At 55.7% G+C, this 14,371-nt stretch carries 9 protein-coding genes; 6 read left to right on the top strand and 3 right to left on the bottom strand.

Annotation, left to right across the window (positions count from 1 at the left end):
- The first annotated feature begins 138 nt into the window (after positions 1-138).
- From KA369_00975 to KA369_00960, 4 genes are all read left to right on the top strand, one after another.
- On the top strand, positions 139-1,410 hold the full coding sequence (locus KA369_00975; protein MBP7734520.1) for a helix-turn-helix transcriptional regulator: 1,272 nt from the start codon (positions 139-141) through the stop codon (positions 1,408-1,410).
- Positions 1,411-1,447: 37 nt separating this feature from the next.
- Positions 1,448-4,036 carry a phosphoenolpyruvate synthase gene (locus tag KA369_00970; protein MBP7734519.1) on the top strand — a complete coding sequence of 863 codons (2,589 nt, stop codon included), beginning with the start codon at positions 1,448-1,450 and terminating at the stop codon, positions 4,034-4,036.
- A gap of 312 nt (positions 4,037-4,348) precedes the next feature.
- On the top strand, positions 4,349-5,707 hold the full coding sequence (gene gdhA / locus KA369_00965; GenBank protein ID MBP7734518.1) for an NADP-specific glutamate dehydrogenase: 1,359 nt from the start codon (positions 4,349-4,351) through the stop codon (positions 5,705-5,707).
- Positions 5,708-5,933: 226 nt separating this feature from the next.
- Complete coding sequence (locus tag KA369_00960; GenBank protein MBP7734517.1) at positions 5,934-7,808, top strand: phosphoenolpyruvate carboxykinase (GTP); 1,875 nt, start codon at positions 5,934-5,936, stop codon at positions 7,806-7,808.
- Between the two features lie 55 nt (positions 7,809-7,863).
- Here the strand turns inward: KA369_00960 and KA369_00955 are convergent, their stop codons facing one another.
- Complete coding sequence (locus tag KA369_00955; GenBank protein ID MBP7734516.1) at positions 7,864-9,183, bottom strand: hypothetical protein; 1,320 nt, start codon at positions 9,181-9,183, stop codon at positions 7,864-7,866.
- A gap of 65 nt (positions 9,184-9,248) precedes the next feature.
- Positions 9,249-10,397 (bottom strand): MFS transporter, encoded by a 1,149-nt coding sequence (locus KA369_00950; GenBank protein MBP7734515.1) that lies wholly within the window; start codon positions 10,395-10,397, stop codon positions 9,249-9,251.
- 458 nt (positions 10,398-10,855) lie between these two features.
- Between KA369_00950 and KA369_00945 the strand changes: the two genes are divergently transcribed.
- Both KA369_00945 and KA369_00940 read left to right on the top strand, forming a co-directional pair.
- Complete coding sequence (locus KA369_00945) at positions 10,856-12,133, top strand: hypothetical protein (GenBank protein ID MBP7734514.1); 1,278 nt, start codon at positions 10,856-10,858, stop codon at positions 12,131-12,133.
- A 10-nt stretch (positions 12,134-12,143) separates the two neighbouring features.
- A complete protein-coding gene (locus KA369_00940; GenBank protein MBP7734513.1) occupies positions 12,144-12,830 on the top strand; it encodes an ABC transporter ATP-binding protein in 687 nt (228 codons plus the stop codon).
- 12 nt (positions 12,831-12,842) lie between these two features.
- On the opposite strand, the gene KA369_00935 is transcribed toward KA369_00940, so the two are convergent.
- Complete coding sequence (locus tag KA369_00935) at positions 12,843-14,312, bottom strand: chitobiase/beta-hexosaminidase C-terminal domain-containing protein (GenBank protein MBP7734512.1); 1,470 nt, start codon at positions 14,310-14,312, stop codon at positions 12,843-12,845.
- Positions 14,313-14,371: the final 59 nt, after the last annotated feature.

Raw genomic sequence — 14,371 nt, 5'->3', positions numbered from 1 at the left:
GTCTGTTTATTACAATATTGTAAAATTAAATATATCTAATAATAAATTAAGTAATTCTTAATAGACACAGATTATATTATAAATAGTATGATCACAACAGGTTGCTGTTATTTTGATTCGCAACCAAGGATGTAGACTATGATTAGCACAGGCTTGACATACCTCGATAAATTGACGGGCGGATTGAAAAATGGCGATAATGTCGTTTGGGAGGCGGCTGACGGGGTTCCCGTAGAGGATTTTATCAGGTGCTTTTTTGATTCCTCCAAGGATTTTAGCAATACTATCATTTATATCAATTTTAATTTCTCGCCCCAGACAATCTTCAAGCGGTATGACTACCTGTTTAAGCGGAAAAACGCGATCCTGGTGGATGCCTTTACCCATGGGAAGGGCAACGGTGACAGCGTGTTTCTCGATTTTTATAACAGCGAACAGTACGACAGTGACCGTATCATTAAAATAGAGAATCCGAAAAACATAACCTCCTTTGTCAGCATCCTGAACGAAATCGAGCTGAAACACAAAAAGGAGGGCACCTTCTATATCTTTGACGGCGTTACGGGCATGCATGAGCTCTGGAAGGACGAATCGGCCGTCCTTGATTTTTTTACCTTTACCTGTCCCAAGCTCTATGACCTCAATGCTCTTGCCTACTGGATCATCCGCCGCGAGGCCCATTCGCGGGAATTCATCGCCGGCATCATGCACATCACTCAGATCGTGTTTTCCGTCAAGGCCACGGATTCGGAATATTACGAGCTGCAGGTCCACAAGCTCCAGGACCGCACGCCGCTCTACGGATCACAGCCGAGCTTCTTTCGAATAATCGACAACAACATTGTCTTCGACGACAAGAAAGCGTCGGAGTCGTTCAAGATCGGCGAAAAGGTGAAGAACCTGCGAAAAGAGGCCCGCATGACCCAGGCCGAGCTGGCGATGTCCCTCTCAATGACACCCGGGGCCGTTTCGCAGATTGAAAACGACATCATCACCCCCTCGCTGCAGACATTGATCCAGCTGTCTTCCGTATTCAGCAAGCCCATAGATTATTTTTTCGGTCTGGCGTCCCCTGGCGGCGCCGCCCGCGGATACGCGTTCACAAAAAAGAGCGCCCGTATTCCGCTGGCTCACCGGGAGGCGGATATAGCCGCCATGATCGAGACGGATCGATATGGCATGCAGTCGTATTGCATCACGCTGGAGCGGAATAGGACGATCGAAGGCCCCATACTGCTCCACAAGGGAAAAGAATTTATCATTGTAACCGAAGGGTCGCTGGAAGTTTTTATGAATGAGGAGAGCATCATCGTCGCCGAAGGAGACTCGCTGCTGCTCACCGATATTTTTGTCTCCCGCTGGCGTTGCGTCGGCGCCGGGAAATGTGTGTTTTATTATATACTGGCATAGGGCATTATCGCGAATCTGACACGAGGGAATGTTTGCAATGAAGACTCTGATGAAAATCAGCACCGGATTACCCAGCCTTGACGAGGTGTGCGACAGCCTGAGGCTGGGCGATAACGTGGTCTGGCAGGTCGATACCCTCTACGACTACGAGCAGTTCGTACTTCCCTTCGCCAACATGGCGCTGAAGCAGGGCCGGAGGGTCGTGTACATACGCTTCGCGACCCACGAGCCGCTCCTCGCGCCGCACCAGTATTCGGCGGCGTACGAGCTTGACGCGCAGCGCGGCTTCGAGCTCTTTACCACGACCCTCCACGGCATCATCGGCCAGGAGGGGAACGAGGTGTTCTATGTCTTCGACTGCCTCTCCGACCTGCAGTCGGCCTGGGCGACGGACCTGATGCTGGGCAATTTTTTCAGCATCACCTGCCCCTATCTTTTCAAGCTGGATACCATAGCCTATTTCGCCCTGCTGCGGAATAACCATTCCTTCAAGACCGTGGCGCGGATCAGGGAAACCACGCAGCTCCTCATCGACGTGTACAACGCGGAGACCAATTTCTACATCCATCCCCTGAAGGTGCTGAACCGGTACACGCCGACCATGTTCTTCCCCCATCTGAAGAAGGGAAACGCCTTCACCCCCATCATCGACAGCATCGAGGCGACGTACCTGGTGAAGCATATCCAGAAGCGGGGCCTTGAAAGCACCCTGCGCATCCTCGATTACTGGGACCGGACCTTCCTGAAAGCGGAAGACCTGGCGATGGGACAGAACAACAGGGAGGAGCGCGAGGCGATGGTGCGCCAGCTCTGCCGGATGATCATGGGCCGCGACGAGAAGATCCTGTCCCTGGCCCAGGAATACCTGACCCTCGACGATTTTCTGGAATTGAAGGACCACCTCATCGGGACCGGATTTATCGGCGGCAAGGCCGTCGGCATGATCCTCGCCAGGAAGATATTGCTGAAGAAGAACCGGGTGAAGTGGGAGCGCCTCCAGGAAGCCCACGACTCCTTCTACATCGGCTCCGATGTGTTCTACACCTATATCGTCCATAACGGATGGTGGAAGCTCTTCATGGAGCACAAGACCGACGAGGGATATTACACCGCCGCCGCGACGCTTCGCCAGCTGATCCCCGAGGGAAGCTTCCCGGACGAAATAAAGGGGACCTTCCAGAGGATTATCGAGTATTTCGGCCAGTCGCCCATCATCGTGCGCTCCTCAAGCCTCCTGGAGGACGCCTACGGGAACGCCTTCGCCGGGAAGTACGAGAGCCTGTTCCTGGTCAACCAGGCCTCTCCGGACGTGCGCTACGTAGAATTTGAAAAGGCGGTGAAGCAGATATTCGCCAGCGTCATGGGGGACGACGCCCTGACCTACCGGATGAACAAGGGGCTGCAGAAGCTCGACGAGCAGATGGGCCTCCTGGTCATGCGTGTTTCCGGATCGTACCACGGCACCAATTTCTATCCCGACATGGCCGGGGTCGGCCTGTCCTACAATCATTACATATGGAACCGGGACATGGATCCCGCCGCCGGCATGCTGCGCAACGTCATCGGCCTCGGCACCCGGGCCGTCAACCGGGTCGAGGGAGACTACCCGAGGATCATCGCCCTCGACAATCCCCTGCAGAAGCCGCAGTCGGGAATGGGGGATGCGCGGAAGTTCTCGCAGCGGCACCTGGACGTGCTCAACATCACGGACAACAGGCTGGAAACGATCGATGTGGCCGATTTTTTCAAGGACGGCAGGGAAACCGTGAAGTCCTTCGTGGGCATGCGCGACAGTGAAGTCGAGGAGAAGATGCGGGAGCGCGGCGCGACGGACGCCGAATCATGGCTGGTGAATTTCGATGATTTCATCCTCAAGACCCCCTTCGTGAAGGATATGCAGATGATCATGAAGATCCTCGAGGAGACCTATGAGAACCCGGTGGACATCGAATACGCGGTGAACTTCACCGCCGACGGCAATTACCGGATCAACCTGCTCCAGTGCCGGCCGCAGCATTTCCGCTGCCATACCGACAATGCCCCCATGCCGGACAATGTCCCGGCGGAGAAGCTTTTTTTCAGGTCCGAGGGGAATTTTCTCGGCGGCTGCATAACCTCCGATATCAAGTGGGTCATCTTTGTTGATCCCCGTAAATACAGCGAGCTCTCACAATCTGACAAGTACAGCCTGGCCCATCTTATAGGGAAAATAAACAGGAAGGCGGGCAACCGCAGCGAGTTTCCCGTCATGCTGATCGGCCCGGGACGGTGGGGAACGACGACGCCGGCCCTCGGGGTTCCCGTGAAATACTTCGAGATAAACAACGCCTCGGTCATAGTCGAGATCGCGGTCATGAGGGACGACCTGATCCCGGACATTTCTTACGGGACCCACTTTTTTCAGGACATCGTGGAAAGCGACACTTACTACATAGCGATAATCCCCGACAAAGAGGGTATGAATTTCAACCCGCAGCTCCTGGGCAAATATAAAAATATCACCGCTGATATTCTCCAGGAGGACGCTCTCTTTGGCGAGGTCCTTCACGTCTATGATGTCGATTTCGCCATACGGCTCATCGCGGATATCAATGTCCAGAAGCTGGTATGTTTTGAGCACCGGTGAGTGACAGCTGTCGAGGGACTCCTCGCAATGACGGGATAGATCAAGGTATTGAGCATTCACTCACCGGATTCCTGCCGATACAATAAGTTTACATGGATGTAACATTCACCAGTGCCTTTGATGCTTCATTAATATTGACAATTTTTGGCAAAATAATTAGCCATGCTAATGATTTAGTTATTCTAAAATATTTTTTATCATAACTAAAGCAGGATGCATTTCGCTTGTTTTGCGTTCTCGTTCTCGGCTTTCATACAGGTTCATCTGGCGACAGATAACACGTTATTCAAACTTAATAATCAGGAGAAGCATATGTCCAGCGTAATCAATGAGGTTATCGACAAGGTACGGCGGCAGGATCCGGAGCAGAAGGAATTTCACCAGGCCGTTGAAGAGGTTCTGACGACCCTCGAGCCCACAGTCAAGAAGCATCCCGAACTCGTAAAAGCGAAAATATATGAAAGGATCGTGGAACCGGACCGGGTCATCATGTTCCGCGTTCCCTGGCTCGATGACAAGGGCGACGTCCAGGTGAACAGGGGCTTCAGGGTCCAGTTCAACAACGCCATCGGCCCCTACAAGGGAGGCCTCCGGTTCCACCCCTCCGTCAATCTGGGGATCATCAAGTTCCTCGGATTCGAGCAGATTTTCAAGAATTCCCTCACCACCCTTCCGATGGGCGGCGCCAAGGGAGGATCGGACTTTGACCCGAAGGGCAAATCAGATATGGAAGTCATGAAGTTCACCCAGTCCTTCATGCGTGAGCTCTTCCGCCATATAGGCGCGGATTGCGACGTGCCGGCCGGCGACATCGGCGTCGGGGGAAGGGAGATCGGTTTCTTGTACGGCTATTACAAGAAAATAAGGAACGAGCACACCGGCGTGCTCACCGGCAAGGGCCTTGATTACGGCGGAAGCCTGATCCGCCCGGAAGCGACCGGCTACGGCGCGGTCTATTTCGCCGGGGAAATGCTTTCCACCCAGGGAAAGGACTTCAACGACAAGATATGCGCGGTCAGCGGCTCCGGCAACGTGGCCCAGTACACGGTAGAGAAAATAAACTCCCTGGGCGGCAAGGTCATCACCCTGAGCGACTCCAGCGGCACCATCGTGGACGAAAAGGGAATCGACAAGGACAAGCTGGCCTACGTCATAGACCTGAAAGAGATCAAGCGGGGCAGGATCAAGGAATACGCGGCCAAGTACAACGCCAAGTACTTCGAGGGACTCAGCGTGTGGGACGTGATCAGGGAGCAGAGCCTGAAGGTCGACTGCGCCTTCCCCTCCGCGACCCAGAACGAGATCAACGCGAAGAACGCGGAAGCCCTGGTCAAGAACGGGTGCTACTGCATCAGCGAAGGCGCCAACATGCCGTCGACCCCGGACGCCATCAAGGTGTACCAGGAGTACAACGTGCTCTACGGCCCCGGCAAGGCGGCCAACGCCGGCGGCGTTTCGACTTCCGGCCTCGAGATGACCCAGAACAGCATGAGGCTGTCATGGAGCCGCGAAGAAGTGGACGCCAAGCTTCACGGCATCATGAAGAGCATCCACAAATCGTGCCTCGGCGCCTCCGAAGCGTACGGAAAAAAAGGCGACTATGTGATGGGAGCAAACATCGCCGGTTTCCTCAAGGTCGCGAAATCGATGCTGGCCTACGGAGTGGTCTAGAAGCGCCGCGCCGTCATTTGAATCGCTGCAATGTAACCATGGGCACATCCGGCACGCCGGGTGTGCCCATGTCATATCCGCATCTGTCATCACGGAATCCGCGCCCCCGGATAACGGGCGGCGCCGTGCCCGCATCAATGCAAAGAAATAATCCCGCATATTTTCATGCGTGTTTTTCTGACCCGAATGTATCAGATGGTCCGATGTTTTTGCTTGACTATGGTGTATGGTGTTAAAGGATGGCCGTCAGATACAGTTGACTATAACGTTTGTTTACCGCAATAATTACAGGAGAAGGGCGATGACGAAAAATCAGAAACTCATTGCATGGGTCGATGAAATGGCTGCCATGACGACCCCGGAAAGCATTTACTGGTGCGATGGTTCCAAGGAGGAATACGACCGCATGATCAAGATTGCCGTTGATGAGGGAATAGCGATACCTCTCAATAAAGACAGGCTTCCCCAATGCTACCTCTTCCGCTCCGATCCTTCCGACGTGGCCCGGGTCGAGAACAGGACCTATATCGCGTCCCGTACGCAGGATCAGGCGGGCCCCACCAACAACTGGATCGATCCCCAAGAGCTCAAGCTGATAATGAAGGACCTGTACAAGGGCTGCATGAAGGGCCGCACCATGTACGTCATACCCTTCAGCATGGGCCCGGTGGGATCCCCCATATCGAAGATCGGCGTCGAGATAACAGATTCGCCCTACGTGGTGGTGAACATGCATATCATGACGAGGGTTGGGAAAAAGGTGCTTGAGGTGCTCGGAGAAACGGGCGACTTCGTCCCCTGCATGCATTCCGTGGGCAAGCCCCTGAAGCCCGGCGAAAGTGACAACGGCAAGTGGCCCTGCGCGCCCCTTGACAAGAAATACATATCCCACTTTCCCGAAGAGCACACCATCTGGTCCTACGGGTCCGGGTACGGCGGCAACGCCCTTCTCGGGAAGAAATGCCTGGCCCTCCGGATCGCTTCTGTGATAGCCCGGGAGGAAGGATGGCTGGCGGAGCACATGCTCATCCTCGGCATTACCAGCCCGAAGGGAGAAAAGAAGTACATCGCCGGCGCGTTCCCCTCCGCCTGCGGCAAGACGAACCTGGCCATGCTAATCCCCACCATCCCTGGATGGAAGGTTGAGTGCGTGGGCGACGATATCGCGTGGATGAAGTTCGGAAAGGACGGCCGCCTCTACGCCATCAACCCGGAGGCGGGCTTCTTCGGCGTGGCGCCGGGGACCTCGATGCAGTCAAACCCCAACGCCATGAAGTCTATCGACCGCAACACCATCTATACCAACGTGGCCCTCACCGGCGACGGCGATGTCTGGTGGGAGGGGATCGGATACAAGGCGCCGGGGAAGCTCATCGACTGGACCGGCAACGAGTGGGAGGAAGGAAAATCGGATAAGCCGGCCGCCCATCCCAACGCGCGCTTCACCGCGCCGGCGCGGCAGTGCCCCGGCGTCGACCCGTCCTGGGAAGACCCGAACGGCGTGCCCATAAGCGCCTTCCTCTTCGGCGGGCGCAGGCCGAGCACCATTCCCCTGGTGCACCAGTCATTTAACTGGAACCACGGCGTGTTCCTGGGATCCATCGTCGGCTCCGAGGTGACCGCCGCCGCCCTTGACCTGGCCGCCGGCACCGTGCGCCGCGATCCCTTTGCAATGCTTCCCTTCTGCGGCTACCACATGGGGGATTACTTCAAACACTGGATCGAGACTGGTAATCGCACCGCCGCGGACAAGCTGCCCAAGATTTTCTACGTTAACTGGTTCCGCAAGACCTCTGACGGCAAGTGGCTCTGGCCGGGATACGGCGAGAACAGCCGGGTCCTCAAGTGGGTCTTCGAGCGCTGCAGCGGCGAGGGAAAGGCCGTGGAAACCCCCATCGGGTACATGCCCGCGCCGGACGCCATAGACATTTCCGGCCTTTCCGGCGTGACCGGGGATGATATGAAAGAGCTTCTCACGGTCGATCGCGAGGGCTGGAAAAAAGAGATCGCCCTCATCAAGGAGCACTACGCCAAGTTCGGTTCATGGCTCCCGAAGGAGCTCCTGGAGGAGCTTGCAGGGCTGGAGAAGCGTCTTCAATAAGAGCACTGATTACGCTGAACAGGGAGACCGCCGGTAACGGCGGTCTCTTTTTATGTCATTCACCCTTCTTCCGGGCCTGCTTGATCTTCTCTTCCAGGTCCTTGTTCCCCGTGCCGAAGATCATGGTGTGTTTCTTCCAGTCACGGCAGTTCCTGTGCAGCTCCGTGGCGACGCCTATGGCGTCGTAGCAGGGCACGTACCTTGTGCGGTTGTCCCCGTCGGTTATGGCCCTTTCTTCGCGGAACACGCAGAAGGCGATCATGTTCTTTACCAGGATGTCCGTTAGATCCTTTTTGGTTTCCGGCTCGGGATTCTTCATCTGGGCTTCGTAAAAAATCCGGATGAGCCGTGTCGAGGTGAAGAGCACGGCGTAGCGGTACCTCTCATCGACGAGCATGATCTCCCGCCGCTCCAGGTTGATATCGTATCGATCGAAACCGTCCAGGACGGTGACCGCGCCTTTTTTCACGTAGGACTTGATGATGTTGAGAACGATGGAGAGCTCCACGGGGTTCTTGTAGTAGCCCTTCAGGAAGGTTTCGTAGGAGGCGGCCTTCTTTTTCTCGGTGTCGTTCCTGACGACCGGCACCGGTTTTGTCCGTTCCCTGATGAGCCTGTCGATATCCTGTCCCCGTGGGGGATCGGCCCTGCGGTATCCCGGCGAGGCTTTTCCCGGCTCGCAGGGTACCGAATCAACCACGGGCCCCAGGGCATACCAGTACTGGAGGCCCGGTTCGGCGTCGGCATCATCATAGGACGTTCCCTCAACAGAGGCCACATGCGTGAAGGGTCCCTGCTCGAAGTATGAGCGGTACACCGCGTATTGATTCGTGTCTTTTGTCCGCTCCCATGACAGGGCGATCTTTTCCGATGAATCGCCGCGGCTGGCCGCGCATTCATTTACCCGTGGGATGGGCGTCTTTTTCAGAAAAAGGCTGATCCTTCCGGAAAGGATATCAGCGGCTTTGGGGGCGTCCGTTCCGGTAAAGGAGCACCCGGTTTTATACAGGATCTTTTTTCCATCCGCGGACACAACATATATCTCGGCGGAAGCCCCCTCCGGATAGGAGGAAGCCCGTCCCAGGAGGATGTACGATGCGCCGGCGTCCTTACCAGCCTGGACGATTCGTACGATATCTTCTTTTTCGTGGAGACCCTCAGGCAACCGCACGGGTTTGGCCAAGTCGGCATTTTTTATCGTAAAATTGTATTTCTCCAGGACCTGATTGCTGAACGCTCCGTGGAGGTCAGCGGCGGCCCGGGCGCTTTTTTCATCTGAATCGAAGGGAAGGGCCACCATGACGGGGCCCGGCTCCTGGGCCGCGACAACACCCTGGAGAAGAACGATGCAAGCTAATACCAGATATTTGATCATGGATGTTTCCAATTAGTAATGTTAATTAAATGATAAGAACGGTCCTGTGACGGGAAGTTAAAATTTTAAATAACCGTGACAGCGCCGCTTTTCCCCGATCGTACCGTCAGCAATACCCCCATCCCCGCGATAATAAACGCAGCGGCGGAAAAGAAAAGAGCGGTATAGCCGAACCGGTCCAGGATGATTCCTCCGATGGCCGGACCCAGGAGGAGCGTCCCGTTCTGGCACGCCATGTAGATCCCGACAAAGGCCGCAGTTTTATCGGCCGGGATGAGCCTGAGAAAGAACGGATATGACACTGCGATGACCGCGCCGTAGGCAGCCCCGGTAATGATCAGGAACGGAATTGAGGCGGTATAATCCTTCAGCAAGGGAATGCACAGGAGACCTCCGGCCAGGAAGATCAGCGCGGCGACCAGAACCCGCTTGAAGCCCAGGCGCGTGGCCAGTATTCCCGACGGCAGGGCGAAGAGCACGAAGGCCGCGTTAAAAATCAAAAAGGCCCGGACGGCCCGCTCGGTGCTCACGCTGAAGAGGTCCCTGCAGGCGATGACGAAAAAGGCGCTCACCATCCAGAGTCCCACCCACCAGAGGATCATCCCCGCGAAAAAGCGGGCGGTTTCCCTGTTCCTCAGGGCTTCATTGATGAGGCCGCTCCTTTTCACAGGGACGCCGGGACCGGGGCGCTCACTCACAGAAATGCACATGACGGCGCTGGAAACTATGATGGCACCCACCGTCCAGAGAAAGGGTCGCAGGTGTGACTGGTCCCAGAGGCGCGCCGCGAAAAAAAGATAGCTCAGCATTCCCGTCCCGCCCACCAGGAACATGACGCCCGACGCCGTGCCCCGCTGGGTCGCGGGCACCATGTCGGGCAGGAGGGAGAAGTAAGGGCCGATGGCCATGAAGAAGCCCGCGTAGGCGATGATCATCGCCGGGAGCGCCGCCGGGAGGGATCCCAGGTGCGGCATGAGGAGGAGCATCGCGCAGGTGAGGAACCAGCCTGCGGCAATGAGGGGACGCCGCCTTCCCCAGGGCGTGTTGATCCTGTCCGAGAGGGCCCCTGAGAGGACCGGGAGAACGAGGCCGGTCACGCCCGCCGTTGAAAGCATGATCCCCGTAACGGTGTTGGACTCCGCGAAGCCCTTGAGGTACAGGGGAAGGGTGGCCCATGTAAAGCCCCAGAAGCTCTGGACCGCGAAAAGACCCATGGCAAAGCCTGCGAGTTGTAATGGGGAAAGGCGGCGATCATTCATAGTCATGGACCCTTTACTATCGTTTTGGATATTGTATATACCGGAATAGGACGCGCAATACAATTTTAGAAATTGAATACATCATTAGAACGGCTTGGCAATATAAGAAGTTATTAGAGTTGTTGAAAATCTGAATCATTTAATCGGGGTTAAGGGGCGAAGCCCCTTAAAAGCCCCCGCAGGGGCTATCCTGCGAGCGCGAGATGCAGTTTCGCAACAAGTTATTCATCAATCTATGAGAATTCTTCTGTAACCGATACCATAGGAGAGATGCCAGAGTTACCATGGGGCTTGACGTTACAGACAGAGTGGAATAATATACTTGACGGTATCCGATGAATTGGCTTAAATCCCAATTTCCGGGCCTTTAAGCCGGTAACAACCGGGAGCGGAACGGCCATCGTGTAAAGACCATGTTCAATGCCATTAAAATCTTAATCGGCGACTCATTAAAGAATATCCTGAAGGCGCTCCTTTCCAGTTTTGGAATACTCTTCCTGATATCCTTCCTGGTGGTGTACACCTCCCTGCGCGATTCCATCAAGAATTACATCGAGGCGAATCTGTTCGGCAAGCTCAATATCAACGAGCTCGTCATCTATCCCTATTCCCCGGGAAAGAACAAGCTTTTCGCCCACGCGGCGAACCTGAATAAAACCATTGCCCCCGGCAGGGTGAACGCGATCAGGTCGCTCCCCGACGTCACGGAGGTGTTCCCCGTGATCAAGCTTGATTACGAGGTGAGGATCCGCGGGGAGATGATGGGGCAGGCGCGGAGGATACACATGCCCCTGTGCGGCATTGACCGGCGCTTCTTCAGGGGGAAAGACCCGCAGTGGGAAAGGTTCAGGAGCCGGACGCCGGTGCCGATCATGGCCCCCAAGGCCTTCATCGACCTGCTGAACAATTACTTTTCCGTGATTGACGCGCCCCAGATGGATGAGCGGACCCTGCGGGGGCTGCCGCTCCAGATCATCGTCACCACGCCGGCGGCCGGCGCGGACAAGAACAACGAGCTCTCCATAGACGCGGAGATCCATTCCTTCACGGACCTCTTCGCTTTCATCGGGGCCGTGGTCCCCTCGGATTTCATCCTGGGCTTCGCCGCGAAGCACCGCCTCGACACGGGAAAGCCGAGGAAGGGCTACAACACGGTCATGATCTACGCGAAGGTGAAAGACGTCAAGAGGCTCCCCGAGACGGCGCGGAGGATCAAGGCCATGGGCCTCACCGTGGAATCGCAGAACGACATAGCCCAGAAGACCGGCGAGATGCTGAAGATCTTCGACCAGTTCTCCCTGCTGATCATCGGCGCCTTCCTGGTCCTGACCGTCATATCGATATTCAACTCCTACATGAACATCGTCTATAACATGAGCCAGAAGTTCTCCCTGAAGAGGATCCTGGGCGTGTCAAAGGCCGAAATCGTGCTCACCTTCATGGCGGAGTCCTCCGTGGTGGGGCTCCTCTACGGAGTCATAGGCTTTTATTCTGGTCAGTTGGCCCTCCGGTACCTGGCCCACAAGATTTCTATATGGATCCCTGCCTTCAGCGGGATCGTCGTCCAGGGAGCCGGCCGGGAAGTCCTTTCCATGGCGCTCCTCTTTTCCATTGTCATATCGGCGGTATCGGCCCTGCTGCCGGCCCTCTTCGCCGCCAATATCAACCTGTTCAAGGCGGTACGCAAGTGAGGGCGTCCCTATGCTGATCGTTAAAGACGTATCCAAGTCCTTCGGAAAGAGGGTGATCCTCGACAGCGTGAGCCTTGACGTCAGGGAAGGGACCATGATTTCCATTTCCGGAAAGTCCGGCTCCGGCAAATCGACGCTCCTCGGCGTCATGTCCGGGCTGCTGAAGCCCGATTCAGGATCGGTCTGTTTCAACGACAAGGACATCTTCTCCTGGCTTGATTTCAGGCGCTCCCGCTTCCGCAACAGGAAGATCGGCTTCGTGTTCCAGTTCTTCAACCTGCTCCCGGATATGACGGCGTATCAGAATATCGTCTACCCCACGCTGATCAGCCGCGCCGGGGCGAAGAACCGGAAAGACGTGGACCGCCTTGTCGAGTTCCTGAGCCTCCACGACATCATGCACCAGTACCCGTCCACCCTCTCCGGCGGCGAGCGCCAGCGCGTCGCCATAGCCCGGGCCATCATCAACAGGCCGGAGATCATCATCGCCGATGAGCCGACGGGGAACCTGGACAACGAAACCGGCAGGGATATCCTGAACCTCTTCATGGAGATCAAGGATAAAGAGGGCCTCTCCATAGTGGTCGTGACCCACGATGACACGATCATCGGGCGATCCGATGTGCATTACCATCTCCACGAGGCACGCCTTTCGATGGTTGAGAAAAAATCGGGCAAGAAAACAAGCCGGAAGTGACGACGCCCCGCCTCAGTAGATCCTGAAATATTTAACGTTCGTCGATGACCCGCCGTCGGTATTGGTCACGACCAGGTCCCACTTTGTCGTGAAAGCCCCGGTGATGTCGAAGGTGCAGGTGATGGTGGTATCATCCACGACGGTAACGGGCGATGCCGTTATGTCGGAGTATCCGGCCAGTTTCAACCGTGCCGTTGCGCCGGCCTTGAAGTAGGATCCCTTGATCGTTACCGAAACGGGAGCGGTATTGGGGCCCTTGCTGGGAACGATCGCCGTTATTCTCGGCGCGAACACGTAAGGGACACCGGCGCTGTTGGTGATGGTTGAGTCGGTCATGCCGGAGAGATAGGCGTAGGCCTTCAGCACCGTGGTGTCAGTCAGGCGCACCGAGGTTCCCTCGATGCCGTTCGTTGCCGAGGGGTTGCTTCCGTCGATGGTGTATTTAATCGTGGCGCCGGCCGTGGCGCATGTCATGGTGACATTAAATGGTGATGTATAGGTACCGATGGGTGGCGTGAACACCGGCGGCGCCACCTGGGTGGTATCGATGACATACACCGCTGTCAGCACGGGGCTGTTCGTCATGAGCGGATTGAGCGCTATGGCCTTGACGGTCGTGCCGGGCGCTGTTATCATGAAGGGTGCGCTGTAGACCGTTCCTCCTAGTGGATCGGTACCGTCGGTGGTGTATTTAATCGACGTGCCCGGTGCGGTTGTTGCCGTCGAAAGATCAAGGGTCTGGTTGCTGCTGTAGGTCCCGGCCGGAGGGTCAATGGTCGGCGTCATGACCTGTATGTAATACGTTGCTGTGGCGATAGATGAATCGGCATATCCGGACCGGTAAGCGATGGCTTTTATGGGGGGGGAAGCGGTGTTTTGACTTACCGTGATGGGGCCGCTGTATATTGTGCCCGATGAGCTGGAGGGATCAATCCCGTTTGTCGTATATCTGATCGTCGCCCCAGGATCGGCGCATGTGATAGTGATGCTTTGGGTGCCTTCATAGGTCCCGCCCGCGGGATTAAAGGTCGGGGCCTGTATCGTCCCGTCCGAAATGGTGTAGAAGAACCATATTTTTTCATCGACCAGGTTGTTTCCGCTCAGATCCCTGACATCGGATGTTATCAGGACATTATAATCGGTCACATATACCAGCACAGCCGAGGGCTTGAAGGTCGCGGTTCTGCTTTGCGGATCATAGGCATAGGTGCCGGGAACCGGAATGTACGCTCCATCAGCCACAATGAATGTCTTGCTGTTGATGGTTGAGGGTGATACATCGAGGTTGAATTCCGCCGTTACCGCCGATGATATGGGAACGTCAATAGCGCCGTCCGCGGGAAAGAAAGAAACTATTTTCAGGGTATCCTGAAGTGGGTTTAAAAAGAAGAGAACAGAATCGGGATTGTCCACCAGTCCCCTGCTGCAGCCGATACAGGCCGTTGCGGATAGTATTAATGATAGAATCGTTTTTTTTATCATTTTATCTACCCACTGAAAAACGTACGGCTGATATGTCAGAGAAAACGCAAACCCTCCAT

The sequence above is a fragment of the Spirochaetota bacterium genome (genome assembly GCA_017999915.1).
Lineage (GTDB): Bacteria > Spirochaetota > UBA4802 > UBA4802 > UBA5550 > RBG-16-49-21.
The sequence above is the reverse complement of the archived record's forward strand: the minus strand, read 5'-3'. Positions and strand labels throughout refer to the sequence as shown.